The 25,363-nt window shown below is 35.4% G+C and carries 22 protein-coding genes, 7 tRNA genes and 1 other RNA gene; 21 read left to right on the top strand and 9 right to left on the bottom strand.

Annotation, left to right across the window (positions count from 1 at the left end; translation table 11 throughout):
- Positions 1-235: 235 nt before the first annotated feature.
- From DWB61_RS04850 to DWB61_RS04830, 5 genes are all read right to left on the bottom strand, one after another.
- Complete coding sequence (locus DWB61_RS04850; protein ID WP_125029760.1) at positions 236-445, bottom strand: helix-turn-helix domain-containing protein; 210 nt, start codon at positions 443-445, stop codon at positions 236-238.
- A 10-nt stretch (positions 446-455) separates the two neighbouring features.
- Entirely contained in the window at positions 456-1,088 is a 633-nt protein-coding gene (locus tag DWB61_RS04845) for a DUF2975 domain-containing protein (RefSeq protein ID WP_125029759.1), read from the bottom strand.
- Positions 1,089-1,281: 193 nt separating this feature from the next.
- Positions 1,282-2,055 (bottom strand): class I SAM-dependent methyltransferase, encoded by a 774-nt coding sequence (locus tag DWB61_RS04840; protein ID WP_125029758.1) that lies wholly within the window; start codon positions 2,053-2,055, stop codon positions 1,282-1,284.
- 129 nt (positions 2,056-2,184) lie between these two features.
- Positions 2,185-3,132, bottom strand: coding sequence for a glycosyltransferase family 2 protein (locus DWB61_RS04835; RefSeq protein WP_125029757.1), 948 nt, complete (start codon positions 3,130-3,132; stop codon positions 2,185-2,187).
- Positions 3,133-3,135: 3 nt separating this feature from the next.
- Positions 3,136-3,783: a DUF4199 domain-containing protein gene (locus DWB61_RS04830; protein WP_125029756.1), complete on the bottom strand. Its 648-nt coding sequence runs from the start codon at positions 3,781-3,783 to the stop codon at positions 3,136-3,138.
- A 211-nt stretch (positions 3,784-3,994) separates the two neighbouring features.
- Here DWB61_RS04830 and ffs point away from each other — a divergent pair.
- From ffs to DWB61_RS04790, 8 genes are all read left to right on the top strand, one after another.
- An RNA gene (gene ffs / locus DWB61_RS04825) (signal recognition particle sRNA small type) lies at positions 3,995-4,093 on the top strand.
- Positions 4,094-4,095: 2 nt separating this feature from the next.
- A tRNA-Thr gene (locus DWB61_RS04820) sits at positions 4,096-4,169 on the top strand.
- A gap of 56 nt (positions 4,170-4,225) precedes the next feature.
- Positions 4,226-4,297 (top strand) — tRNA-Thr (locus DWB61_RS04815).
- A 17-nt stretch (positions 4,298-4,314) separates the two neighbouring features.
- Positions 4,315-4,391 (top strand) — tRNA-Thr (locus tag DWB61_RS04810).
- Positions 4,392-4,436: 45 nt separating this feature from the next.
- Positions 4,437-4,513, top strand: a tRNA-Thr gene (locus tag DWB61_RS04805).
- Between the two features lie 45 nt (positions 4,514-4,558).
- Positions 4,559-4,635 (top strand) — tRNA-Thr (locus DWB61_RS04800).
- 153 nt (positions 4,636-4,788) lie between these two features.
- Positions 4,789-5,445 (top strand): fructose-6-phosphate aldolase, encoded by a 657-nt coding sequence (gene fsa / locus DWB61_RS04795; protein WP_125029755.1) that lies wholly within the window; start codon positions 4,789-4,791, stop codon positions 5,443-5,445.
- Positions 5,446-5,892: 447 nt separating this feature from the next.
- Positions 5,893-6,504 (top strand): L-threonylcarbamoyladenylate synthase, encoded by a 612-nt coding sequence (locus DWB61_RS04790; protein WP_125029754.1) that lies wholly within the window; start codon positions 5,893-5,895, stop codon positions 6,502-6,504.
- A 72-nt stretch (positions 6,505-6,576) separates the two neighbouring features.
- Here the strand turns inward: DWB61_RS04790 and DWB61_RS04785 are convergent, their stop codons facing one another.
- Complete coding sequence (locus DWB61_RS04785; RefSeq protein ID WP_125029753.1) at positions 6,577-7,728, bottom strand: DUF4831 family protein; 1,152 nt, start codon at positions 7,726-7,728, stop codon at positions 6,577-6,579.
- A 49-nt stretch (positions 7,729-7,777) separates the two neighbouring features.
- Positions 7,778-9,289 carry an NAD(P)H-hydrate dehydratase gene (locus tag DWB61_RS04780; RefSeq protein ID WP_125029752.1) on the bottom strand — a complete coding sequence of 504 codons (1,512 nt, stop codon included), beginning with the start codon at positions 9,287-9,289 and terminating at the stop codon, positions 7,778-7,780.
- A gap of 225 nt (positions 9,290-9,514) precedes the next feature.
- Here DWB61_RS04780 and DWB61_RS04775 point away from each other — a divergent pair, with 225 nt between their 5' ends.
- The 4 genes from DWB61_RS04775 (at position 9,515) to hemH (ending at position 13,629) form a co-directional block, all read left to right on the top strand.
- On the top strand, positions 9,515-11,035 hold the full coding sequence (locus DWB61_RS04775) for a peptide MFS transporter (protein WP_125029751.1): 1,521 nt from the start codon (positions 9,515-9,517) through the stop codon (positions 11,033-11,035).
- 261 nt (positions 11,036-11,296) lie between these two features.
- On the top strand, positions 11,297-11,596 hold the full coding sequence (locus DWB61_RS04770) for a DUF6787 family protein (RefSeq protein ID WP_156190178.1): 300 nt from the start codon (positions 11,297-11,299) through the stop codon (positions 11,594-11,596).
- Between the two features lie 48 nt (positions 11,597-11,644).
- Positions 11,645-12,544 carry an oxygen-dependent coproporphyrinogen oxidase gene (hemF, locus tag DWB61_RS04765; RefSeq protein ID WP_125029750.1) on the top strand — a complete coding sequence of 300 codons (900 nt, stop codon included), beginning with the start codon at positions 11,645-11,647 and terminating at the stop codon, positions 12,542-12,544.
- A gap of 71 nt (positions 12,545-12,615) precedes the next feature.
- On the top strand, positions 12,616-13,629 hold the full coding sequence (gene hemH, locus DWB61_RS04760) for a ferrochelatase (protein WP_125029749.1): 1,014 nt from the start codon (positions 12,616-12,618) through the stop codon (positions 13,627-13,629).
- A 169-nt stretch (positions 13,630-13,798) separates the two neighbouring features.
- Here the strand turns inward: hemH and aspA are convergent, their stop codons facing one another.
- The gene (aspA, locus tag DWB61_RS04755) at positions 13,799-15,205 is read right to left on the bottom strand and encodes an aspartate ammonia-lyase (protein ID WP_125029748.1); all 1,407 of its coding nucleotides are present in this window, start codon (positions 15,203-15,205) and stop codon (positions 13,799-13,801) included.
- 357 nt (positions 15,206-15,562) lie between these two features.
- On the bottom strand, positions 15,563-16,069 hold the full coding sequence (locus tag DWB61_RS04750) for a DUF4494 domain-containing protein (RefSeq protein WP_125029747.1): 507 nt from the start codon (positions 16,067-16,069) through the stop codon (positions 15,563-15,565).
- 404 nt (positions 16,070-16,473) lie between these two features.
- On the opposite strand from DWB61_RS04750, the gene DWB61_RS04745 reads away from it, so the two are divergent.
- From DWB61_RS04745 to DWB61_RS04710, 9 genes are all read left to right on the top strand, one after another.
- Positions 16,474-16,547 (top strand) — tRNA-Met (locus DWB61_RS04745).
- A 186-nt stretch (positions 16,548-16,733) separates the two neighbouring features.
- Positions 16,734-16,807: transfer RNA gene (locus tag DWB61_RS04740), tRNA-Met, on the top strand.
- A 319-nt stretch (positions 16,808-17,126) separates the two neighbouring features.
- A complete protein-coding gene (locus DWB61_RS04735; RefSeq protein WP_125029746.1) occupies positions 17,127-17,501 on the top strand; it encodes an START-like domain-containing protein in 375 nt (124 codons plus the stop codon).
- 158 nt (positions 17,502-17,659) lie between these two features.
- On the top strand, positions 17,660-19,120 hold the full coding sequence (locus DWB61_RS04730) for an LptF/LptG family permease (protein ID WP_125029745.1): 1,461 nt from the start codon (positions 17,660-17,662) through the stop codon (positions 19,118-19,120).
- The gene (locus DWB61_RS04725; protein ID WP_125029744.1) at positions 19,113-19,574 is read left to right on the top strand and encodes a nuclear transport factor 2 family protein; all 462 of its coding nucleotides are present in this window, start codon (positions 19,113-19,115) and stop codon (positions 19,572-19,574) included. The genes DWB61_RS04730 and DWB61_RS04725 overlap by 8 nt, the downstream gene beginning before the upstream one ends.
- A 44-nt stretch (positions 19,575-19,618) precedes the next feature.
- Positions 19,619-19,786 carry a DUF5522 domain-containing protein gene (locus DWB61_RS17655; protein WP_158614368.1) on the top strand — a complete coding sequence of 56 codons (168 nt, stop codon included), beginning with the start codon at positions 19,619-19,621 and terminating at the stop codon, positions 19,784-19,786.
- 11 nt (positions 19,787-19,797) lie between these two features.
- A complete protein-coding gene (gene fmt, locus DWB61_RS04720) occupies positions 19,798-20,775 on the top strand; it encodes a methionyl-tRNA formyltransferase (protein ID WP_125029743.1) in 978 nt (325 codons plus the stop codon).
- A 376-nt stretch (positions 20,776-21,151) separates the two neighbouring features.
- Complete coding sequence (locus tag DWB61_RS04715; RefSeq protein ID WP_125029742.1) at positions 21,152-22,924, top strand: AMP-dependent synthetase/ligase; 1,773 nt, start codon at positions 21,152-21,154, stop codon at positions 22,922-22,924.
- Between the two features lie 35 nt (positions 22,925-22,959).
- Positions 22,960-25,362 carry a 3-hydroxyacyl-CoA dehydrogenase/enoyl-CoA hydratase family protein gene (locus DWB61_RS04710; protein ID WP_125029741.1) on the top strand — a complete coding sequence of 801 codons (2,403 nt, stop codon included), beginning with the start codon at positions 22,960-22,962 and terminating at the stop codon, positions 25,360-25,362.
- The last annotated feature ends 1 nt before the right edge of the window (position 25,363 follow it).

Genomic DNA, 25,363 nt, shown 5'->3' with positions numbered 1-25,363 from the left:
AATCAAAACCACTGAAAGCCCCGCGATGCTTAGGGCACATAGCCGATGGGAGCCTAATTAGGCCGATGGGAAGCATAAAACAAGCGATGGGAGCCTCAAATATGCGATGGAAAGCCTAAATGCCCCGATGGGAGGCTTATTTTGGCGATGGAAGCATAAAATACCCCGATGGGGAGTAAATTTTGGCGATGGGAACGATTTTTAGCCGATGGGCTGTGTCTTATACCGAAGGAACTTAATCGTCAGGCTGATATTCGAAAAGATCTCCTGGCTGACAATTCAGTTCCCGGCAAATAGCTTCGAGCGTGCTAAAACGAACCGCCTTGGCTTTCCCCGACTTTAATATGGAAAGGTTGGCCATGGTAATACCAATACGTTCGGCCAATTCTTTGGAGCTCATCTTGCGCTTGGCAAGCATCACATCTAAATTTGTTATAATAGGCATAGTCTAAATATTAGATGGTTAAATCGGTTTCTTCTTTCATCTCGATTCCTACTCGGTAAATTTCGGCGAAAACAAAAACAACAAGTACACTCACCACCTTAGTCAGTAAGGTATAATCTGGTTGAAAATGGACTTCCTGTCCCATAAATGAAACATTATCTAAAAGAAACCAAGAAAAAACGCAGCCATTTATTAGAAAGTAAATAGGATAAGCCAACATAAGAAAACCAACCTTCCTTATCCAATGATACACCTCTAAGGAAAAATAAGTTCCATTCTTCTCACGTTTATGCAATTCATTAAAAATATAATAAGCATACCTGAACATTAATGTTAAAATTCCTGCTGATAACACAGCATTCAATAAGCCCATAAACCTATAAAATAGGTCATTCGAGTGTATTCTTCCTAGGTTTACTGCAACATCTATTGTTTCATCATAATGACTTCCTAATATTAAATCGTAGGCCACATCAGTTTTAAAATATGTTTCTCCTGCAAACGGAATATCAGGAACTCTGAAATCTATAAATAAATGCACAAAATAAACTAACCCCCATCCAACAAAAGCGAAGATTGATAGTTTATAAAAAATCTTAAAGAAGATTCTTAAGAAGTTGATGATTCTAATATTATTTTTCATTTCGATATATTATTTAATTATTAGGTGCTACAAACCTAAACAATAAAAACATGCAAAACAATATTTAATTATCGTTTTTCGATAAACATTTTCCCAACAACAACAAACACACTCCATTTTTAAACACAAAAAAAACCATAAACTAAGCAGTTTTATTGCGTGTTCATGGTTCATAATATGTTTATAAAAAAATCTACTTCTGATTAAAATAGAATATCTCTTTTAAGGGTAAAGCATAACGTTTTGCTGTTTCGAGAGGAAAATTATTTGAATACGTATCAGCCGTAACCTTAAAACCAACCGAAGTCAATCGCTCAGCATAATCGAGACCATAAAGGCGAACATGATCTTTCTGCAAGAAATGCTTCTCTCTTTCCACAGGATCGGTAATGCTAGCATCTTCATAGGTCTTTTCTGCATCGGCATCTTGTGGAACCTGTAAGATCGCAAAACCTCCAGGCTTAAGAATTCGATAAATCTCAGACATCGCTTTAGCATCGTCATCAACATGCTCCAACACATGGTTACAAATGACCACATCGTAAGTCTCATCTGAAAAAGGAATAGCCTGAACATCGAAATGTACATCGGCAATAGGAGATTCCAAATCACCTGTGGTGTAATCCAAGTTTTCTAAAGCTCTAAAACGCTTGTAGAAACATTGCTCTGGTGCAATATGGAGTACTTTTAAATCCCTCGTAAAAAAATCAGTTTTCTCCTTCAGATATAAATACATCAATCGGTGACGCTCCAATGACAAGCAACGGGGACATAGGGCATTATCCCTTCCTGTTTGCTTGGTATATCCATAAGGAAGAAATTTCCTGAACTTACCACCACAAACAGGGCATTCCACCTTATTTCCCATATAAAAAAGAGCAATCACTCTATTTGCAATTAAACTCATTCTAATTAAAATAGGACGAGGGAATATTTTCAGTAATAGTCGTATTATACTTTTAAGCATATAAATCAATAAACAGTTAGCAATATCAAGCTGTTAATTAAAATTGAGTTAATCATTTTTTCCGCAACTCATAACTCATAACTCATAACTCATAACTCATAACTCATAACTCATAACTCATAACTCTGTTTAGATTTCTTTATCGATTTGATACAGGTTACGATCCGTTGAACTACGGCTAACCAATTCAGCAACAAAACCCGTTAAAATCATTTGTGTACCAATAACCATAGTAGTTAAGGCAATATAAAAATAAGGACTATCCGTTACCAATGCAGCTTTAACACCTTCGCTCAAGCTGATTAATTTCTGAACACCTATCCATGCAGATGACATAAAACCTAAAACAAACATCAAGAATCCTAACAAGCCAAAAAAATGCATCGGTTTTTTACCGAAACGTGTCATAAATGAGATGGATAGTAAATCGAGAAAGCCATTTACAAATCGACTCAATCCAAATTTTGTCACCCCATACTTACGCTCTTGGTGCTGCACAATTTTCTCGCCTATGCGAGTAAAACCCGCTTCTTTAGCTAAAATTGGAATATAACGATGCATCTCACCATAAACTTCAATGCTTTTTACAACCTGACAATTATAAGCCTTCAATCCACAATTAAAATCGTGCAAACGAATACCTGAAACAGCTCGTGCCGTTCTATTGAAAAACTTACTTGGAATGGTTTTGGTTATAGGATCGTAACGCTTTTGTTTCCAACCTGAAACGATATCGTAATTCTCTTCTTTCACCATCCTATACAGTTCAGGAATTTCGTCAGGAGAGTCCTGGAGATCAGCATCCATGGTTATAACGACATCGCCCTGTGCCGCTTCAAAACCACAAAATAGAGCTGCAGATTTCCCATAATTACGACGGAACTTTATACCTCGAACTTCAGAATATACATTCTGAAGTTGACTAACAACCTCCCAAGAAGTATCCTTACTCCCATCATCGACTAAAATGGCTTCGTAAGAGTAGCTATGCTCTTTCATCACGCGATCAATCCATGCTAATAATTCTGGCAAAGATTCATCTTCATTATATAGTGGTACTACTACTGAAATGTCCATAGCTTATTTTTGATTTTTATCGTTTAAGTTATTCTTCAATGTTCCATAGTTTCGACTAAAGAAAAAAGCCAAAATCAATGAAAAAAAGAATCCGGCAGCTAATTTACTAAACCACTGCGCAAAGGCAAAAACTCCAGGACTAATCTTTCCATAAAAACCCATTAATAATTCAATATCCTTCTCATCATATTTAGCTTCCACAAAACTTTTTTCCATTATACCAATAAACTCTTGTAGAATAGACGGATCGAAATATTTAACTAAGATGTAGATATACAGGGCATAAAAAGCTCCTGCGATACCAATTATCAGCACTCCTGCACCCAAAGCTCTTCCGTAACTAATAATACCACTAAGAACATCATTACGATAAATTCTTAATCCAAAATAAATCCCTGTCATTATCAAAAAATAATTGATAGAAGTGATTTGAGGGTTTATCGAGATTGGAACTCCTCTAAAATAGAACATCAAAGAAGTCAAAATTAAAACACCACCAACTAGAGCTCCAAATAAGAAGCCATGGCGTAGTAAGGGATTTGAGTTTGCTAGCATATAAATCTTAATAATCTTTCGAATTTCACTCATCGGAGGGGGCAATTCCAAATTATCCATACCTCCCCACTTAATTAGGGAAACAAAGATATCCATTTTGATAGATATTGATCGAATCTTTGAGATAAATAAACATTCTTTCACACTCCCGACCCTAAATAAACAGAGGGCTTCAAAAAAAAAAATATTTTTTTTGAAAAATTATTACACTGAAAATAAAACGCTTGACTAAAAAGTGCAAAAAAACAGGAAAAGAAGTTGGGCAAAAGATTTGGAGGGTAACAAGTTTTTTCTACTTTTGTCACCGGATAAGCAACTATGCGATCAGCTCCTAGTGAACCCCCCCAGGGTCGGAAGGCAGCAAGGGTAAGTAGTTGTAGCGATGCGACGTAGTCTGCTTATCCACTTGCCAGTGTAGCTCAGTTGGTCAGAGCAGCTGATTTGTAATCAGCAGGTCGTGGGTTCGAATCCCTCCACCGGCTCAACACGAGAAAAAAAAGAAAGCTTAAAGAGCTTTCTTTTCTTCTTTTATAACAACGCCGTTGTAGCTCAGGGGTAGAGCGTTTCCTTGGTAAGGAAGAGGTCATGAGTTCAATTCTCATCAATGGCTCAATTAAGAGTAAAAATGCCAGTGTAGCTCAGTTGGTCAGAGCAGCTGATTTGTAATCAGCAGGTCGTGGGTTCGAATCCCTCCACCGGCTCCAGTATTTAAAGTCAAGATTGAAGGCTATATTTCAATCGAACAAATTGCCAGTGTAGCTCAGTTGGCCAGAGCAGCTGATTTGTAATCAGCAGGTCGTGGGTTCGAATCCCTCCACCGGCTCCAGTATTAAAGCTAAAGATTGAAGGCTATATTTCAATCAAACAATTTGCCAGTGTAGCTCAGTTGGCCAGAGCAGCTGATTTGTAATCAGCAGGTCGTGGGTTCGAATCCCTCCACCGGCTCCAAAACAAAGAAAAGAAAGTCGATCGGCTTTCTTTTTTTCGTTTAAAACAAAACCATCCAATCCATACCTCCCAAAAGAACAATCCTTTCGTTTTTGATCATCAAAAAAATAATGTATTTTCGATCATCATTAACCAAACCTAAATTCAATAAACATGAAATTTTTTATCGATACAGCAAATCTCGATCAGATTAAAGAAGCACAGGATCTAGGTGTACTAGATGGCGTAACAACCAACCCTTCTCTTATGGCTAAAGAAGGTATTAAGGGTGCAGATAAGATCAAACAACACTATGTAGACATTTGCAATATCGTTGATGGTGACGTAAGCGCCGAAGTGATTGCAACCGATTTTGAGGGTATGATTAAGGAAGGTGAAGAATTAGCTGCTTTACATCCTCAAATCGTTGTTAAAGTGCCATGCACTAAAGCTGGAATTAAAGCTGTAAAATACCTAAGCACCGAAAACATTAGAACAAACTGCACTCTAATTTTCTCTGCAGGTCAAGCCTTATTAGCTGCTAAAGCTGGAGCCACTTACGTTTCACCATTTGTAGGTCGTCTGGACGATATTGGAACCGATGGTATCGATCTGATTCGCCAAATTGCCAACATGTTCAACTACTACGGTTTTGAAACTGAAGTATTAGCTGCTTCGATTCGACACACCATGCATATTTTACAATGCGTTGAGGCTGGTGCTGATGTAGCAACTTGTCCATTAAATGCCATTACAGGTTTATTAAACCATCCTTTAACCGATAAAGGACTGGAGCAATTCCTTGCAGACTACAACAAACTAAACAGCTAAGCTGTCGAAATTAATGATACAAAATAAGGAGCTTGGTGCTCCTTATTTTGTCTTATATTCCGAAGTAAATTGTAAACATATTAGGGCGTTCCCCTTTTCGCTCTTTAAAGTTAAAGCGAAAGTGGGCAGGCTTTTCGCTTCTACTCCTCGCCTGGTAAGCTCAAAGCTGACATAAAACCAACAATGGGCTGTGGGGTATCCGCTGCAATCCTTAACGCAAAATCTCAATCCTATTTCATGCGTCAGAATCAACAGTTATCCCATTATTTCTATTCATCTCAAAGAATCATCCCCCATAACACAAGACTTCACGTCAATATAAATCGAACATAAATCTACTCATTCACAACTTAATAGATTAAAAATAAATTAACAATTTTTCAAGCTTTTTTCAAACAAATTGATGGAAACTTATATCTTTAAGCCGTAATCCTCTAATAAATAAAAATGTTACTCAAGCTCTACCCCGACAATCCGAATCTTAAAGAATTTCGGAAAATAGCTGACATACTAAGAAATGATGGCATTATTATATATCCTACCGATACCGTTTATGCTATAGGTTGCGATATTAACAGCAACAAGGCTATTCAAAAAATAGCAAAACTGAAAGGTGTTTCGGCTGAAAAATCTAACTTTTCTATCATCTGCAATAATCTAAGTAATTTATCAGAATATGCGAAGGTTGATAATAGTACCTTTAAGATGATGAAGAAAAATCTCCCTGGAGCTTTCACTTTTATTCTTCCCGCAAGTAGTAATCTTCCAAAGTTATTTAAAAGTAAAAAGAAGAGTGTCGGCATTAGAGTACCCAATCATTTTATACCACTGGGCATCGTCGAAGAGCTTGGAAATCCAATTATGACCACATCAATTCATGATCCTGACCAAGTAATTGAATACACAACAGATCCCGAATTGATTCACGAAAAATACCAGAAAGATGTTGATTTGGTTATTGATGGTCATTTTGGAAGAAATGTCGCGTCGACTATTGTTGACTGTACAAACGATGATTTCGAAATCATTCGTGAAGGCATAGGAGAATTGATTTTATAAACTAACGTATACAAACAAGAAGAGGGAAAAGTATTAGCTTTTCCCTCTTCTTGTTTCATATAGTATCTTAACTTATTTCTGCATGGAAATACGTTTAATAGCTCCTGACTCTGGATAAAACTCAATACTGTACCCCTCATGTACTAAAACTTGTGAAGGCAAAGTCATCACTTTACCAAATTGAGCAATAATATGTTTTTCTTCATACAAAATATCTTTTCCTTTCGATATCATAACCTCTGCCTGACCTGGAATTCTATAATGAATAAGTGTATTAGCTAAAACATCAGGATCCTGTGGTAAAATGGGCAATTCAGAGGTTACTCCTAAATTTTTAAACTCAACTCGAACAGGTACTGCCTTTAAGTCGCTAACATCAACAAGCCCCTTTTCAGGTGAAATACGAAAAATGACACCACCCTTATCAGCAGCAGAAGGTTTATAAACAAAGTGGCCACGTTCTATAACACTTACTTCCTTACCTAGGAATAAGGCCAAATATTCTTTCTCTAACTTATCCAACTCCTTAATGATTATCTCATAAGCTTTTCCATCAGGAGGCAAAACTTCATAATTTGCAGTTAGAATCTTAAAACGGCGCTTTCTCAACTTGAATAACTGATGAGCTGCCTCTTTAGCCTTATCTTCAATCGATTTTGCAAACGCTTCTTCTTTCAACTCTGGCACTTTTATAAATGCAGTATCTGTTTCCACAACCTTATAAACCGTATCCTTCTTTATCAACAAATTTGGATCAATAGAGAATTTACCATACTCAATCTCAACATCGATCTCTTGCTTTACAGAAGCATAGACCATCTCCTTTTCTGTATCCGAGGAAGTCATATTGAAGCCTTTAATTAAACCATCCGGGGTCAATTGAATTAAATTTGGCTGATAATTCCCAACACTTGTCAGCTTATAAAAGTTCTGAGGATCGACTTCACCTTTTTCAGATACACTTACGGATTTCACATTCCATTTTACAGCATCAGAATTTATTTTAGGTGTAACACCAATATATTTTTCCGAAAAACTAGCAAATGGACCAACCTTAAGAATTTTCTTTTCAACAAAAACATCAACATCCAAAACGGTTTGTGGCAGAGCATAAACAACGGTTGATGGCACATCTAAATCGGCTTTTCGCTTCTGAGCTTCTGCAGATATAAACTGAAAGCAACAAACAGCAACCAACATTATTTTTACAAATAGTCTAAACATCTTCTTTTTATTATGAATTATACTTAAAGACAAAAATAAACGATATAACTTAAGATTTTATTCTCTTCCAGGCCTGAGGTAAAAACGAAATAATATCACTGGCTATTAAAGCGTCTTCGCCATACTCATCAGCGGCCAAATCTCCTGCTAATCCATGTATAAATACGCCTACAAGTGCTGCATGAAGAGAAGAGTAGCCTTGTGCTAACAAAGATAATATTATTCCAGTAAGTACATCGCCACTTCCTGCGGTCGCCATACCCGGATTTCCTGTAGGATTAAAATAACAACGTCCATTCTCATCAGTTATTGCAGTAAAAGCACCCTTTAACACCATCACCACTGATTGTTTCTTAGAAAAATTACGCTGTTTCTCATTTCTATCAAAAGGTCCTTTGCATTCGCCAAACAATCGTTCAAACTCTTTTATATGAGGAGTCAGAATAGTTCCTTTAGGTAAATACTTCTTCATTTCCTGATTCGCTCCAATAATATTCAAGGCATCCGCATCTAAAACTAAAGGCTTATCACACTCCTCAAGCAACTCTTCCAGTGCCCTTATCGAATTACATTTTATATCAATCCCAGGCCCAATACCTATCGCATCAAAATTTTCAAGATTTGGATACTCTGTAAAAATTATATCAGACCGATCAATACTCACCATAGACTCGGGAACTGCTGTCTGCAAAATATCATAACCCAAACGCGGAATATGTGTGCTAAGCAGACCGATTCCTGAACGCAAGCAAGCTTTAGAAGCTAAAATGGCAGCCCCCATTTTACCATAACTCCCACTGATTAACAAGCCATGACCATATGTTCCTTTGTGACTAAATCGCAGACGAGTCTTTAATAAACTTCTAATGTAATTTTCATCAATGAGCTGATAAGGACTTTCCATTTCTTCAATAACTGCTGGATGTAAACCGATAGGTAAAGTCTCCCATATCCCTACACATTCTGCATTCTCGGGAAAAAGAAAAGACAATTTTGGGAATTCGAAACTAAGCGTATAATCAGCATGAACACAATTATTCAAATCATTTGAAGAATTATCTTCACCAAATAAACCGGATGGAATATCAATGGATATAACTTCAACATCTGCATCATTAATCGTTTTTACGATGTCTTTTACTAAGTCATCCAAGGGTCTTGACAAGCCAGATCCAAACAAAGCGTCGATTACGATGGTTCCTTTAGAAAATATAGGTAAATCAACAAGACTTGAAATCTCAGAAATTGAGCTTGAGTTTTGAATTTTTAGTCGATCAAGATTCATCTGACAATCTGCAGATAAATGCCTAGTTATTTTAACAAGATAGACCTCCACCTGAAAATTCGCCTCTGATAACAGTCTTGCAAGAGCTAAACCGTCACCTCCATTATTACCTGGTCCAACAAATATTTTGAAACTTTGCTCTTGATGATATCGCTCAATTAACCACTCACAAAGTTTTAATGAAGCTCGCTCCATCAAATCAATTGACGCAACAGGTTCATTCTTGATTGTATAAGCATCAATTTCAGGGATTTGTTTCGAGTGAAATATTTTCATTTTTCAAATAATTTGGATGAGCTAATCAATATCATAAACTATCTAGCTCTATAATGGAAATTATAATCTCTCTATCAAAGATAAAAACTTTAAAGATTGCATATTACGGAAACGATTTAAATAATATCATAAAAGCCTAAATACAGCTTTGCCTTATAATATTTTTATATATTTGTCCATCTCAGAAAATAAGTAAAAACTATTAATAATTAAAACAAACAACTTATGTTTAAAGGACATCCTAAAGGTCTGATTCCTGCCGCCTTAGCTAATATGGGCGAAAGATTTGGATTCTATACCATGATGGCTATTTTGGTATTATTCTTACAAGCAAAATTTGGTTTAGATGAAACTTCTTCGGGTATTATCTATTCTACATTTTATGCCTCAATTTATTTCTTAGCTATTGTAGGAGGTTTAATTGCTGATAAAACCAAGAACTATAAAGGAACCATCCTTGCTGGTTTATTAATGATGGCGTTTGGTTATTTACTTTTAGCTATTCCAACTCCAACTCCAGTACCAAGCTTAACTCTATACTTAACTGCAACTTGTGTAGGTTTAGCTGTAATCGCATTTGGTAATGGTCTTTTCAAGGGTAACCTTCAGGCTTTAGTAGGTCAGATGTACGATAATCCTAAATATGATAAAGTAAGAGACTCTGGTTTCTCATTATTCTATATGTTTATCAACGTTGGAGGTATCTTTGCGCCAATGATTGCCCCTTCTATTAGAAGCTGGTGGTTGGAACGTGCAGGTTATAACTACAATGCAACTTTGCCTGAACTTTGTCATCAGCATTTAGGAGGTACTTTATCTGAAACTGCAGCTGAGCGTTTTACAACTTTAGCAAATAACGCAACTATCAGTACAGATGCTATAACAGATTTTACAGCTTTCAGTAACGATTACTTAAATGTATTTAACGAAGGTTTCCACTATGCATTTGGAGTTGCAATTCTTGCAATGTTGATCTCATTAGTAATCTACCTTAAAAATAAAGTTAATTTCCCAGATCCTGCTCTTAAAGCTGCGCAAGCAAAAGCTGATAATACAGTTGTTGAAATGGATGTTAAAGAAGTTAAGCAACGAATTTATGCTTTATTAGCTGTATTTGGTGTTGTTATTTTCTTCTGGTTCTCTTTCCATCAAAATGGATATTCTCTTACATATTTTGCAAGAGACTATACGCTTTTAAAACTTGGCTCTTGGGACTTAACACCTGAAATTTTCCAATCGATGAATCCATTCTTCGTGGTGTTCTTAACTCCTATAGTTGTTGGTATTTTTGGATGGTTACGTAACCGTGGTATCGAGCCTTCAACTCCTAAGAAAATTGCAATCGGTATGTTTATCGCTGCCTTAGGTTTTGTTGTTATGGCATTAGGATCTACAGATTTACCTTTATTGTCTGCAGTTAAAGAAATGGGTGGTCTTCCTGAATTAGAGAAAGTTACCCCTTTCCTTTTGATAGGAACTTACTTTGTACTTACCGTTGCTGAACTATTTATTAGTCCACTTGGAATTTCATTCGTATCAAAAGTAGCTCCTCCTCACCTTCAAGGTCTAATGCAAGGTCTTTGGTTAGGTGCCACTGGTCTTGGTAACCAACTATTAATATTTGGTGGTTTACTATATGCAGGTGTACCTATCTGGTTAACTTGGACAGTATTTGTTATAGCATGTTCAATTTCAATGATCATCATGCTTGTAATGGTTAAATGGTTAGAAAGAGTTTCTCAATAAGAAAACATCAAATCATATATCAAAAGGATGTCCTATGGGGCATCCTTTTTTTTTGCTCTATACTCTTATAAAAAATAACAATAATATTCTAAAATAATATTTTAAGACAAAGAGGTATTTTATTCTATCTTTGAGAATCTATTGAATCGGTGGAAATGGAAAATAAAAGCTCTTATTTTTTAACGAAATAGCTAAAACAAAATTCACTAATTCACACAACCTGTCCCGAGAATCGGGATTAACGAATTTACACATCAAACAATGATTCAAAAACTCAAAAATAGATGGCAGATTGAAAACAACTTTCAGCTGATTCTTATACTCCTTACCTTTTCAGTAACCGGATCTCTTTCAGTAATGGTACGTCGTCCCATATTTGAATATCTAGGTATTGATACTACAACAAGTCTTTGGATAAAAATCCCAATGAGTATTTTAATCATTACGCCGTCCTACCAGGTTCTACTCATTATTGTAGGTTCAATTCTTGGGCAATTCAAATTCTTTTGGGCTTTTGAAAAGAAAATGCTTAGTCGATTTCGTTTCAGTAAAAAGAAATAATCAAAGGCAACAGAAAAGTAGAATAAAACAACTGAATAAATCGTTCAAATGACTAAAGAACAAATAGCTGATCAATTTAAAGCACTCCAGGATACAATCACTCAAACCATTGAAAGTACCGATGGTAACGCCAGGTTTAAAGAAGATATTTGGCAACGAGAAGGTGGCGGTGGGGGGCGAAGTCGCGTTATAGCCAAAGCTCAGATTATAGAAAAAGGTGGTGTTAACTTCTCTGCCGTTCATGGCTCCTTACCAGATAAAATAAAGACTAAGCTCAAAGTTAAGAGTGATGAGTTTTTTGCCACAGGTGTCTCACTTATCATGCATCCAGAAAATCCTCATGTTCCAATCGTACATATGAATATCCGCTATTTTGAGCTTAAAGATGGCACTTATTGGTTTGGTGGAGGAATTGACTTAACTCCAATCTATATCGACAAAAAGGAAGCTGCTGATTTCCATCAAGCACTTAAATTGGTTTGTGATAAATACCATCCTGAATTCTATCAAAAATTCAAAACATGGGCTGATGATTATTTCTATTTAAGCCACAGGGACGAAACAAGAGGTATAGGTGGCATCTTCTTTGATCACTTAAATGAATCAGAAGGACTAACAAAAGATGAACTATTCAGTTTCGTAATTGAAATTGGCCAACTCTTTGCACCTCTATATGCAGCAATCATGAAAAAGAAGGCCAATTCACCATACTCTGAACAAGAAAAAGACTGGCAACTCCATCGTCGTGGACGATATGTTGAGTTTAATCTTCTGCAAGACAAAGGAACTCGCTTTGGTATAGACACCAACGGACGTGCCGAATCAATATTAGTGAGTATGCCTCCTGAAGTAAAATGGACCTATCAATATGAAATTAAGGCGAATTCTCCAGAAGCAAATACCATCAGCCAACTAAAGAAAGGAACTAATTGGCTACAATATTTATAGAGAATAATCATGAATGTTGCTCATTGGCTCATTTTTAAATATCTTCACAATAGATCAACCCATAATTCAATATGAATAAAAAAACAACTATCCTTCTCATCAACCTTGGTACCCCAAAAAGTCCAAGTGTTAAAGATGTGCGTTCATACTTAAAGGAGTTTTTAAATGATAAACGAGTTATTGATATTCCCTGGCTTCTGCGAAAAATATTAGTCAACCTCATCATTATCCCATTTAGAGCAAAATCTTCATCTAAAATATATAAGGAGCTATGGACACCTGAAGGTTCTCCTTTGATGATATATGGAGAAAGTGTAAAAAAAATGCTGCAAGACGAATTAGGCGATGACTATAAGGTTGAATTAGGAATGCGCTATAACGAGCCTTCACTTTCTGGCGTTTTAAATAAAATCAAAGCAGAGATGCCAGAGCGCTTAATCGTGTTCCCAATGTATCCTCAATATGCTTCATCTTCTACTGGCTCTACTATCGAAAGAGTTATGGAATTAATGAAATCCTGGGAGGTAATTCCAGAGGTTAATATCATCAATCAGTTTTTCGAAGATCCTGATTATATTAATATCATTGCAGATAATGCACGTAAGCATAACATCGATGATTTCGAACATTTTGTGTTTTCATTCCATGGCTTACCCATCAGACAAATAAATAAAGTACATCCTCATCGAAATTGTAAAACTTGCGATTGCGATAAGAAATTTAAGCGAGAAACAGATTACTATTGCTACAAAGCAACTTGCTACGAAAATGCAAGGCTGATTGCTCAGGAACTGAATATTCCTCAAGGAAAATATACGGTTGCCTTTCAGTCAAGATTAGATAAGGATTGGCTAGAGCCATTTGCCGATAAGTTAATGGTGAAACTAGCAAAAGAAGGCAAGAAAAACATCATGGTATTTAGCCCCGCCTTTGTTGCCGATTGCTTAGAAACAACCATAGAAATTGGAGGCGAATTTACTGAACTATTCAAAGAGAATGGAGGCAAAAAACTCGTATTGGTTGAAAGCTTAAACGATAATCCAGCCTGGATTAAAACAATCAAAAAACTTGTGATTAATCAATAAAGAATCCTCATAATGCCATAATTTTCAGAATGAAAACGCTTTAATATTTAATGATGACAACTACGGTAATTCTGTGAATTACTTTTATAAAATTGTTTTTTTAATAATACATATAAAAAAAAGAGCCATCCCTAAAGATGGCTCTTCCTATATCTAGTAATTCTGAGAATTATGCCTTGATAAATTTCTGAGGCTTAATCATACGCTCAGGAGCAAGAATCTCATCAAGCTTCTCTTTAGTCAATAGTCCTTCTTCAAGAATCAATTCATAAACACTTCTGTTTTCAGCCAATGCACGTTTAGCAATTCTAGAAGATGCTTCATAACCTAAAGTTGGGTTTACTGCAGTTACAATTCCAATACTGTTTAAAACCATCTCTTTACAGTGCTCAACATTAGCAGTGATACCATCGATGCAACGTTCCCTTAATGTAGACATTCCGTTTTCTAACATCTCCATCGATTCCAACATAGCACGAACCATTACTGGCTCCATCACGTTCAACTGTAATTGACCCGCTTCTGCAGCAAAAGTTACAGTTAGATCATTACCAATCACTTTGTAAGCTATTTGATTAACAACCTCTGGAATTACAGGATTTACTTTACCTGGCATGATTGAAGAACCTGGCTGCATCTTAGGAAGATTAATCTCATTGAATCCACAACGAGGTCCTGAAGAAAGCAAACGAAGGTCATTACATATCTTAGAAAGCTTGATCGCTAAACGTTTGATTGCTGAGGAATACATCACATATGATCCTGTATCTGGAGTTGCCTCAATAAGATTGCCTGCCAATACAATATCCATCTTTGTGATATCACGTAAGTGCTTGATACATTTTTCAGGATAATCAGGCTCTGAGTTAATACCTGTTCCGATAGCAGTAGCACCCATATTCACTTCTAAGAATAATTTCGCGTTTTCGTTAAGACGCAAAATCTCCTCTTCAAGGTTTACAGCCCAAGCTTCAAACTCTTGTCCTAAAGTCATTGGTACAGCATCTTGTAATTGAGTACGCCCCATTTTCAAAACATCCTTAAACTCTTCGCCCTTAGCTCTGAAAGATGCAATTAACTCTATCAAATTAGCTACTAAAGCTTCATTCTTAAGAATAAGACCAATCTTTATACCAGTTGGGTATGCATCATTAGTCGATTGAGAAAGGTTAACATGATTATTAGGATGACAATGATCGTAGTCTCCTTTTTCAAATCCCATGATCTCTAATGCACGGTTAGCAATTACCTCATTAGCATTCATATTGGTCGATGTACCTGCACCACCTTGAATCATATCAACTGGAAACTCTTCAATAAGTTTTCCATCAATAATCTCTTCACAAGCTTTTGTTATAGCGTCATTAAGCTCATCATTTAATAAACCTAATTCGTTATTAGCTTTTGAAGCTGCCCACTTAACCATGGCAAGAGCTTTAATATATTTTGGATATGCGCTAAGTTTAACACCGCAAATATCAAAATTTTCAACTGCTCTTAAAGTTTGAATTCCATAATATGCTTCAGATGGAACTTCTTTGTAACCAAGTAAATCGTGCTCTATTCTTGTCTTCATATTGTAATGCTTTAGCAAAATATTATCACTTTATAAATGCTAATATTTGGCGTAGTTTTTTAGATAATTTTATGCAACAAATGTAAAGCTTCAATCAGATTTTGTCCACTTTTTATTTGCAATTTAACAATCAACAGAAACAACACATACAGCCTGACATACCCATCTGATATTCTTAAACTTAAACACATAACTCATTCAAAGATAATTCACATAAACTAAGAAATCAAAAATGTTTTTCAACAGAAAACAATCGTTTCCGTAAAAATACGATGCATATCCAAGTCGAGATTATTGTAGAACAAAAAAGAGCTGATTTTAAAATCAGCTCCTTGTTCAATTCAATTTATAATGTCTTTATTCGAAATCAGAAGAAACATCTTCAAATTCCGAAATTGGTTTCAAGTTTTCAGGAATTTCTTCATTCAGTTCATCTTTAAAGAAAGGAAATACATCCATAATTGGACTTTCAGAAACTGATGGAATTTCAAATGGAACAATCATGTCACTCAAACCTTCCGTAAGGTATTCATAGGCATCTTTTACATTATTCGCCTCAACCAACATATAATTATTCGACTTCTTCTCCTTACCAGATTCCTCATCAACCATAACGAAACTCGTCTTGGCCTTAAACCATCGATCACCATTCTCATTTGGAAACAACTCACTAATATTTGACTTGCTTATATTAGTCACAATAAAATCACTATGAATCATTTTCTCCAATTCCGTATGAATACGAGCTTCTGCTTCAGTAAAAGAAACAGCATCTACCAAATAAGGCTCTGTCACTTTTTTCTCTTTCCCGTTTTCATCAATTTTAACGTACTTCACTTTACATTCAAACCAATTATTAGTCATAGTATTGTGTTTTTATCTGATTAAAAATTCAATAATCTCTCATTTCTTGAAAGGCAGACAAAGATAATATTATCGCAGCAAATACACTCGTTTAATCCTGTCATAAATTATTGCCTTCGCAATCGGAATTTTTGAAGAAAGATGTCATTTCAAATATCTTATTCTATTATTTCATTACACCATATCAGCAAAAAAGATTAGCTCAAAATACTCTAAACACTAGCATTCTCATACTTTTCCAGAAAAAAACATGAGTTAGGATATTTTTTTTGAAAAAAAATAAAACGCTAACTCTCTAATAGACAAAGAGACCTATTCTCAGAAAAAATCTTTTTAATTAAAATTCATGATCATCCTTTTTTTTATTGAGAAATGCCTTTATATTTGCATCGCAATTGAGAAACGGCGAGGTAGCTCAGTTGGTTAGAGCGCATGATTCATAATCATGAGGTCGGCGGTTCAACCCCGCCTCTCGCTACTTAAAAAGGCTTAGATTTCTCTAAGCCTTTTTTTTATCCCTTTACTTCAAGCTAAAAATATATTTCCTTTCAAAAGCCTGTATCTTAAGATGTTTCAATCAACATCTCATCTTAATTTCAAAAAATCAAAAAAAAGATTTTTAAAATTGAAAATAGACGCTATATTTGCATCGCAATTGAGAAACGGCGAGGTAGCTCAGTTGGTTAGAGCGCATGATTCATAATCATGAGGTCGGCGGTTCAACCCCGCCTCTCGCTACTAAAGGCTTAGATTTTTCTAAGCCTTTTTTTTTGCTATTAATCTTTTCAGAATCTTTTCAAATTACTCTATAAAACAACAACAGACTACCGATAATAATTATTTTTTGTATATCTTATACGAATAATGCCAAAAATAGCCCCTGAACTTCAATTACGGAACAATATTTATAATAAAAATTAAAATATAATTTAGTTAAATATTATTTACTATTTTTGATCGCAAATATTAGAATGAATTTTAAATATTCTATATATAAATCAGTTATATATAGAATAAAAGACAAGGAATATTTCAAATTGACAAGAAAACAAAAAACATGATTAAATACGATTTAGAATACGTCATTCGTGCCTCACAAAAAGTATTATTTGAACGCTTAAGTACTTCGAGTGGTTTATCCGAATGGTTTGCAGATAATGTTAATCAAAAAGGGAAAATTTACACTTTCGAATGGGAAGGGTCTGAACAAAAAGCTGAATTGATTCATAAAAAAGAGAATCAGGTTGTGAGATTTCATTGGCTAGATAGCGAGGATGACGATTCTTATTTCGAATTTCGATTTGAAATTGATGCCTTAACTAATGACTTGTCATTAATTATTACTGATTTCGCAGATGAAGATGAAATTGATGAAAACATGGAGCTCTGGGACTCTCAAATCTCGGAACTGAAACATGTATTGGGTGCATAATTTTTAACACTCAAAAACACATATTCCTGATAAAATACTTTATTTTTGTAAGCAATAAGACCAGATTCATTTTCTACTGGTCTTTTTTTTGCATTATAATATGAGCTTGTATTAAGTTAATCAACCTTGTTTGATACTTATTCTTGAATACCAGATCCATGAAACGACTACACTCCTTTATACTAAAAAGCTTTTTAGGTCCCTTAACATTCACCTTCTTTATTTGCATGTTTGTTTTACTCATGCAATTTCTATGGCGCTACATCGATGAATTTGTAGGAAAAGGTTTAGATTGGACTGTTATTGTGGAATTCATGTTTTACGTTTCCGCGACTCTCGTCCCAATGGCACTCCCCCTTGCCATTCTATTGGCCTCAATCATGTCCTTTGGTAATATGGGTGAAAACTACGAATTAATTGCCATGAAAGCAGCAGGTATATCCCTGCAACGAATTATGCGCCCTCTCATTATCTTAGTCATATTTATTGGTCTGGGAGCCTTTTACTTCTCAAACTATGTTATGCCTGTCGCATCGCTTAAAACCAGCGCTCTACTTTACGATATTCAACATCAAAATCCTGAATTGGTTTTAAAAGAAGGGATCTTCACAAGCGACCTACCTGGCTTTGGAATTAAGGTTGGTCAAATCAATAAGGAAACAGGTATGATTCATGACCTATTGATTTATGACCATAGAGATAATCAGGGAAATACTCAAGTTACTATTGCTGACTCTGGAATCATGTCAACAAGTGCCGATAAGTTGTTTATGGACTTAACGCTCTACAGTGGCAACATGTATAAAGAGGTGAAGGCAAATAAACGTAAAGATCGTGATAAGCATCCATCACAAAAAGTCAAATTTGATTTATATAAAACCACAATTAGCCTTCCAGGTAATGAACTAAAAAGAACCGATGAGGAACGTTTTAGAAATTCGTACCGAATGCTAAATTTAAAGCAACTATCTAATCAAAGAGATACCCTTGAAGATGAGTTGCAAGAGGAAAAAGATAGATTGGCTGATCAACTATCAAGCTACCAATATTTCAAAAAAGAAAGCAAAGCTTCACGTAAAGATTCAACACGTCAAGTCCTTTTAAACGCTAAAATTTGGAATGCCGATTCTTTATACCAACAACTAGACTTAAGTGATAAACTAACATCAGTTGGAAATGCCCTTAGTTATAGTCGCAAATCTAAAGATCGTATTTCGAGAAATATAGGCATACAAAGTGCAAAGCAAAAATGGATTCAGAAACACGTGAACGAATGGCATCGTAAATTCACCTTATCTTTTGCTTGTATTATCTTTTTCTTTATCGGAGCACCTCTGGGTGCCATCATTAGGAAAGGTGGTTTGGGAATGCCTGTTATCGTATCTGTTCTTTTCTTTATCATTTACTATATCATTTCGATGACAGGTGAACGAGCAGCTAGAGAACTTGTTTTATCCCCATTTATGGGGATGTGGATTTCATCAATAGTCATTCTTCCATTAGGTATTGTTCTTACCTATAAGGCAACAACTGATTCAGGCATCCTTAATATTGATGTTTATATCAACTTCTTTAAAAGACTTAATCCAACTAAACTTTTTTCGAAAAAAGATGCTTAAGCAAATTTCATTCATTATTTTATTAACATTCTCTTTAGTAGCATGTCGGAATAAAACAATAACTGAACCTAAAGAAATACATACACTTCTTGATAATTGGCATCTAGCAGCCACTAATGCTAATCTCGATGCTTATTTTTCAGCTATGGACGATAATGCAATTTATATCGGTACTGATGCCTCAGAAAGGTGGACAAAAACAGAATTCTTTAGTTTTTGTGAACCTTATTTTAAGAAAGGTAAAGCATGGGACTTTAAAGCATTTGATAGAAAAATCTACTTTTCAGAGGATGGAAAAACGGCTTGGTTCAATGAATTACTAAATACTTGGATGGGCGTTTGTAGAGCCTCAGGTGTTCTAAGTTTAAAAGATGGGAATTGGAAAATTTCACATTATCAGCTTTCCATTACAATTAAAAACGAGAAGATGAAACAATTTCTGGAAATCCAATAAGAATTCTTTTCTAGAAGATTAATTTATTCAAATTACTTCATACCATGTTCGACGATTTAAAACTAGATATCGACTATTATATGAGCCCCGATGGCTATCGCATTTTAACACATAAATACCTAAGTGAAAGAGGCTACTGTTGTGGAAATGGATGTAAACATTGTCCATATTTTCCAAAGCACACCAAAGGTAATCGTACATTAAAAGAATAAAAAAACTCGATATGACTAAAAATAGCTTACGACTTATTTATATGGGAACTCCTGAGTTTGCAGTAGCTCCTCTTGATGCTTTAATTGAAGCTGGTTGCAATGTTGTAGGAGTTATCACAAATCCTGACAAGCCTGCTGGTAGAGGACAAAAAATACAGGAATCAGCTGTCAAGAAATATGCCCTCGAAAAAGGTTTAACAATTCTCCAGCCTGAGAAGTTCAGAAATGAAACATTCCTTGCTGAACTAAAAGCTTTGAATGCTGACTTACAAGTTGTGGTTGCATTCAAGATGTTACCCGAAGTAGTCTGGAATATGCCAAAATATGGTACACTAAACTTACACGCATCTTTACTTCCTCACTATCGTGGAGCAGCCCCTATCAATTGGGCAATCATGAATGGAGATAAGGAGTCTGGGGTATCAACCTTCCTTTTACAAAAAGAGATTGATACGGGGAATGTCATCTTCCAAGAAAAAATCAACATAGGGGAAAATGATAATCTTGAAATCCTTCATGATAATCTAATGGAAATTGGCTCCAAATTAGTTGTTAAAACAGTTAGAGCAATTGAAGCTAATGACTATCCACAAATTCCTCAAGATGATTTGGTAACAGAAGGTGAAACATTGAAAGTTGCTCCAAAAATATTTAAGGATGATTGTAAGATTAATTGGTCTGCATCAATTGAAAATATTCACAACCACATTAGAGGTCTTAGTCCCTATCCTGCTGCCTGGACAGAATTATATGATACTAATGGCAAAAAGGTTCCTGTCAAAGTTTATACTGCAAATAAAGAGATTGAATCTCACTCACATGCTATAGGCTCACTTCTAAGTGATAAAAAAACGTACCTAAAAGTCGCTGTTGATGGTGGTTTCTTAAACCTAACAACCATTCAAATGGCAGGAAAAAAGAGAATGGAAATTGGAGATTTCCTAAGAGGATTTCAGCAAATCCATAATTACAAGCTTTTAATAGACTAATAAATAAAAGTATCTGATATACAGAGCTTATCTCAAAAAGAGGTAAGCTCTTTTTTTTTGCAATACGATATCATATAAAGTCAGGTCATCGTTGATTCACTTCTGCAGTCCAAGAATAGTGAACAAACTCCTTTCTATAAGTATAATACACCACTTAAAAATATTTTTCCATTTCAAAAAAGTTTTGCTTAACTTTTAATAAGGATAAAAAAAATCCTCAATTTATAGCGAAACCATTTTCCCGATTTGTGCAGTTGAATCTCGCTACATTTAAAATCTAGATCCCTCTACAGGATAATAGATTTCCCCTTTTATCATTATAACATTTATATAGGCTTACGCCAACTAAAGTCAGTTTAACACATAATTAAGGCTTATGGTAACGCGCATATTCGATTTATTAGATAATTATCAAAAGCATTTCTCTGAGAAAGAGTCAGCATTTGTAAAAAAAGAAGATGGAGAATGGATTAGTTATAGTACACATGACTATATCCGTAATGCAAATCTATTAGCCTATGCTTTTCTTGAATTAGGTTTCAAAAAAGGCGACCGTGTCATAAGCATTTCAAATAATTGCCCTGAGTGGAATTTCTTGGATATGGCATTATCTCAAACCGGATTGGTTCACGTTCCACTCTACCCTACTATTGGAAGCAAGAGCTACAATTATATTATTGAGCATTGCAAGCCTGTAGCCATTTTCGTTGCAAATGAAACGCATTATGCCAAAATTCAGGAAGCTGTAGGCAACCAAGAAGCAATTATAAAGGTATACTCATTTAATCAGATCAATAATGTCACTAATTGGCAAAATTTAGTTGAACTAGGAAAAAAAGTGGAGGTCAATCAAAAAGATAAACTTCACGAGATCAAGAAAAATATCTCTCCAAAGGACTTATTAACGATCATTTATACCTCAGGAACAACAGGAACACCTAAAGGGGTTATGCTTTCACATCACAACTTCCTTAGTAATGTACTGGCTTCTGCCGAACGACTCGTTTTAAATTCATCTCATAAAGCTCTTAGTTTCCTACCCATAAATCATGTGTATGAGCGGATGGTTAATTACCAATATCAGTACAAGGGTATTAGTATTTATTACGCCGAAAGCATGGATACAATTGGCGATAACTTAAAAGAAATAAAGCCTCATGGCTTTGCAACAGTACCTCGTTTATTAGAAAAAGTATACGATAAAATTATGGCTAAGGGTAAAAGTCTAGGCTTTGTAAAGCGTTCTTTATTCAATTGGGCCGTAAACTTAGGTTATCGATACGAATTAAACAGAGCTAATGGAGAATGGTATGAATTCCAACTGAAAATTGCTAGAAAGCTCATCTTCAGCAAATGGCAAGAAGCATTGGGTGGGAACATCATATTTATGTGTTCAGGAGGTGCGGCTCTTCAAGTTCGATTAGAACGGCTGTTTTGGGCAGCTGGTATTCCTGTACAGGAAGGATATGGTTTAACTGAAACCTCTCCTATTATTGCCGCAAATCAAAACAAATGGCCAGACATTAGATTTGGAACAGTGGGGCCACTTATCAAAGATGTAGAGGTTAAAATTGCCGATGATGGTGAAATTCTTGCCAGAGGTCCCAATATTATGCTGGGCTATTATAAAGATCCTGAACTTACTAAACAAGTAATCGATAAAGATGGCTGGTTTCATACTGGAGATATTGGCTGTATCCAAGAAGAACGATTTCTAAAAATAACAGATAGAAAGAAAGAAATTTTCAAAACCTCTGGAGGTATTTACATTGCTCCCCAAGTCATGGAAAATAAACTTAAGGAATCTCCATTTATAGATCAAGTCATTGTAATTGGCGAATCGGAACGATTCCCTGCGGTAATAATTTCGCCTAATTTCGAATTTTTGGAATCATATGCCAAACGTAAGTACATCACCTACACCAATAGGGAGCAGATCATTAATAACGATAGAATCAAAAAACGAATATGGCGAGAGTTAATTAAAAACAACAAGACTTTTGATCATCCCAAACGCATAAAGAGTATGCGACTTGTAACAGATACCTGGACACCAGAAACGGGAGAACTTTCACCTACTCTCAAGTTAAAACGTAAGGTTCTAAGAGAAAAATATCGGGATATCATAAAAGATATTTACACCAACTAATCATATTCTATCAAACCACACGCAAATTTCTAACTATGAATTTCAAGATAAAAAAAGTTGCAGTACTTGGAGCTGGTGTCATGGGAGCTCAAATTGCTTGTCATTTTGCCAATATTGGTATCGAAGTCTTATTGCTTGACATAGCTCCAAAAGAACTTAATGAGAACGAAAAAAAACAGGGGCTTGATTTGAATCACCCACAGGTAAAAAATAGAATTACAAGCGAACTTTTTAATCGAACTCTGAAATTAAAGCCTGATCCTTTATATAAAAAGGAATTTGCTAAAAGAGTTAATATTGGAAATTTCGATGATGATCTTCCAAAAATAAAAAGTTGCGATTGGGTGATTGAAGTTGTTGTTGAGAACCTTGAAATCAAAAAGAGTCTCTATGAAAAAATTGAACTCTATAGAAAAGAAAACACCTTAATTACAACCAATACTTCAGGTATCCCCATTCAAATATTAACACAGGGAAGAAGTGATAATTTCAAGCAGCATTTCTGTGGAACCCACTTTTTTAATCCACCACGATATTTAAAACTATTGGAAATTATTCCAGCAAAAGAAACCAGTAAAGAGCTTATCGATTTTCTCACTCATTTTGGAGAACGTTTTCTTGGAAAATCAGTTGTAAGCTGCAAAGATACACCTGCATTTATTGCCAACAGAGTTGGTATATATTCCATGATGTCAGTTGTTCATTTAATGGAAGAAATGGATTTTTCCGTACAGGAAATAGATAAACTAACAGGTATTATTATTGGTCGACCAAAATCCGCAACTTTCAGAACTTGCGATGTTGTCGGCTTAGACACCTTAGTTTTTGTCGCTCAAAACTTACAACAGGTTTTGGTTAATGATGAAGGAAAAGATACATTCTTAATTCCTGATAGCATTCAAAAAATGTTAGAACTACAATGGCTAGGTTCTAAAACAAAACAGGGATTCTATAAGAAAGTGAAATCTGAAAATGGAGAGAGTGAAATTCTAAGCTTAAACTTAAATAGCTTTGGATATCAGCCAATGCTTAAACTTAAAATAGCTGAATTTGAAAAGGCCAAAGCTCTCCCAAACCTAACTGATCGAATAAAAAGTTTGATAAAAGGAGATTCTAAAATCAACTTGTTCTATCAAAAACTATTCTTTGGATTATTCGCCTATATCTCGCATCGCATTCCTGAGATTACAGACGATCTTTATAAAATTGATGAAGCTATGTGCGCTGGCTTTGCATGGGAAATTGGCCCGTTTGAAATTTGGAATAGTTTGGGATTCGAAAAAACCATTCCGCAAATGGAAAAACTAGGTATAAAACCAGCTGCTTGGATTTATGAAATGGTGGATAAAAAAGAATCATTCTATCAGCTTAAGAATGGACAGAATCAATACTACGATATTAAAACCAATCAGCACATCACAATTCCTGGATCAGAACAATTCATTTCTCTTAAAAACATTCGTTCGAGCCAAACTTTATGGAAAAATGAAGGTTGCAGCATTATCAATCTTGGAGATGGCATCATCAATTTAGAATTTCATTCTAAGATGAATACCATTGGCAGTGAAATTATTCAAGGCATCAACAAAGCCATTGAAATCACTGAGACAGATCATCAAGCTCTTATCATTTCAAACGAAGGTGATCATTTCTCAGCAGGTGCAAATATCGGTCTGGTTTTCATGCTGGCTATCGAACAAGAATTTGAAGAGTTGGACATGGTTGTAAAAACATTCCAAAACACCATGCTAAAACTTAAATACGCGCCTTTCCCTGTTATTGCAGCTCCTCACAATATGACACTTGGAGGAGGTTGTGAAGTAAGTATGCACTGTGATAAGGTTATTGCACATGCCGAAACATATATGGGCTTGGTTGAACTTGGAGTTGGTGTTATTCCTGCAGGTGGAGGTTCTAAAGAATTTGCCTTACGCTTGTCTAATGAGATCAAAACTGATGATGTTCGTATCAACCGATTTAGAGATAAATTCCTAACCATCGGACAAGCTAAAGTTTCAACTTCAGCTTGGGAGGCATTCGATTTAGGCTATCTCAGGAAGGATGTCGATGAAATTGTTGTCAGTAGAAAACACCAACTGAAATATGCAAAACAGGCTGCCCTGCTAATGATTGAAAAAGGTTATACGCCTCCTATCCCACCTAAAGACATAACCGTATTAGGTAACGAAGGCTTAAGTCTGGTTTATTCTGGTGCAGATGGCATGCAAGTGGGAAATTATATTTCAGAATACGACAAACACCTTTCAATCGAATTAGGTAAAATATTGAGTGGTGGTGAACTCAATGAACCCACTCTGGTTTCAGAAAACTATCTTCTAAATCTGGAAAGGAAGACCTTTGTAAAACTGTGTCAAGAGAAAAAGACCTTGGAACGTATGCAAAGCCTATTGCAAAAAGGAAAAATTTTACGAAACTAAT

Origin of the sequence: Ancylomarina euxina (genome assembly GCF_003863355.1) — a bacterium.
GTDB lineage: Bacteria > Bacteroidota > Bacteroidia > Bacteroidales > Marinifilaceae > Ancylomarina > Ancylomarina euxinus.
Note: the sequence above shows the minus strand (reverse complement) of the source record. Positions and strands in the feature narration are given on the sequence as shown.

Coding starts and splice junctions, on each gene's coding strand:
- DWB61_RS04750 (WP_125029747.1), bottom strand. CDS start 16,069: ATGACTAATAATTGGTTTGAATGTAAAGTGAAGTACGTTAAAATTGAT.
- hemF (WP_125029750.1), top strand. CDS start 11,645: ATGACTAAAGAACAAATAGCTGATCAATTTAAAGCACTCCAGGATACA.
- DWB61_RS04785 (WP_125029753.1), bottom strand. CDS start 7,728: ATGTTTAGACTATTTGTAAAAATAATGTTGGTTGCTGTTTGTTGCTTT.
- DWB61_RS04725 (WP_125029744.1), top strand. CDS start 19,113: ATGCTTAAGCAAATTTCATTCATTATTTTATTAACATTCTCTTTAGTA.
- DWB61_RS04775 (WP_125029751.1), top strand. CDS start 9,515: ATGTTTAAAGGACATCCTAAAGGTCTGATTCCTGCCGCCTTAGCTAAT.
- DWB61_RS04830 (WP_125029756.1), bottom strand. CDS start 3,783: ATGGATATCTTTGTTTCCCTAATTAAGTGGGGAGGTATGGATAATTTG.
- DWB61_RS04835 (WP_125029757.1), bottom strand. CDS start 3,132: ATGGACATTTCAGTAGTAGTACCACTATATAATGAAGATGAATCTTTG.
- DWB61_RS04715 (WP_125029742.1), top strand. CDS start 21,152: ATGGTAACGCGCATATTCGATTTATTAGATAATTATCAAAAGCATTTC.
- DWB61_RS04840 (WP_125029758.1), bottom strand. CDS start 2,055: ATGCTTAAAAGTATAATACGACTATTACTGAAAATATTCCCTCGTCCT.
- hemH (WP_125029749.1), top strand. CDS start 12,616: ATGAATAAAAAAACAACTATCCTTCTCATCAACCTTGGTACCCCAAAA.
- DWB61_RS04710 (WP_125029741.1), top strand. CDS start 22,960: ATGAATTTCAAGATAAAAAAAGTTGCAGTACTTGGAGCTGGTGTCATG.
- fmt (WP_125029743.1), top strand. CDS start 19,798: ATGACTAAAAATAGCTTACGACTTATTTATATGGGAACTCCTGAGTTT.
- DWB61_RS04735 (WP_125029746.1), top strand. CDS start 17,127: ATGATTAAATACGATTTAGAATACGTCATTCGTGCCTCACAAAAAGTA.
- DWB61_RS04845 (WP_125029759.1), bottom strand. CDS start 1,088: ATGAAAAATAATATTAGAATCATCAACTTCTTAAGAATCTTCTTTAAG.
- DWB61_RS04770 (WP_156190178.1), top strand. CDS start 11,297: ATGATTCAAAAACTCAAAAATAGATGGCAGATTGAAAACAACTTTCAG.
- DWB61_RS04780 (WP_125029752.1), bottom strand. CDS start 9,289: ATGAAAATATTTCACTCGAAACAAATCCCTGAAATTGATGCTTATACA.
- DWB61_RS17655 (WP_158614368.1), top strand. CDS start 19,619: ATGTTCGACGATTTAAAACTAGATATCGACTATTATATGAGCCCCGAT.
- DWB61_RS04790 (WP_125029754.1), top strand. CDS start 5,893: ATGTTACTCAAGCTCTACCCCGACAATCCGAATCTTAAAGAATTTCGG.
- fsa (WP_125029755.1), top strand. CDS start 4,789: ATGAAATTTTTTATCGATACAGCAAATCTCGATCAGATTAAAGAAGCA.
- DWB61_RS04730 (WP_125029745.1), top strand. CDS start 17,660: ATGAAACGACTACACTCCTTTATACTAAAAAGCTTTTTAGGTCCCTTA.
- aspA (WP_125029748.1), bottom strand. CDS start 15,205: ATGAAGACAAGAATAGAGCACGATTTACTTGGTTACAAAGAAGTTCCA.
- DWB61_RS04850 (WP_125029760.1), bottom strand. CDS start 445: ATGCCTATTATAACAAATTTAGATGTGATGCTTGCCAAGCGCAAGATG.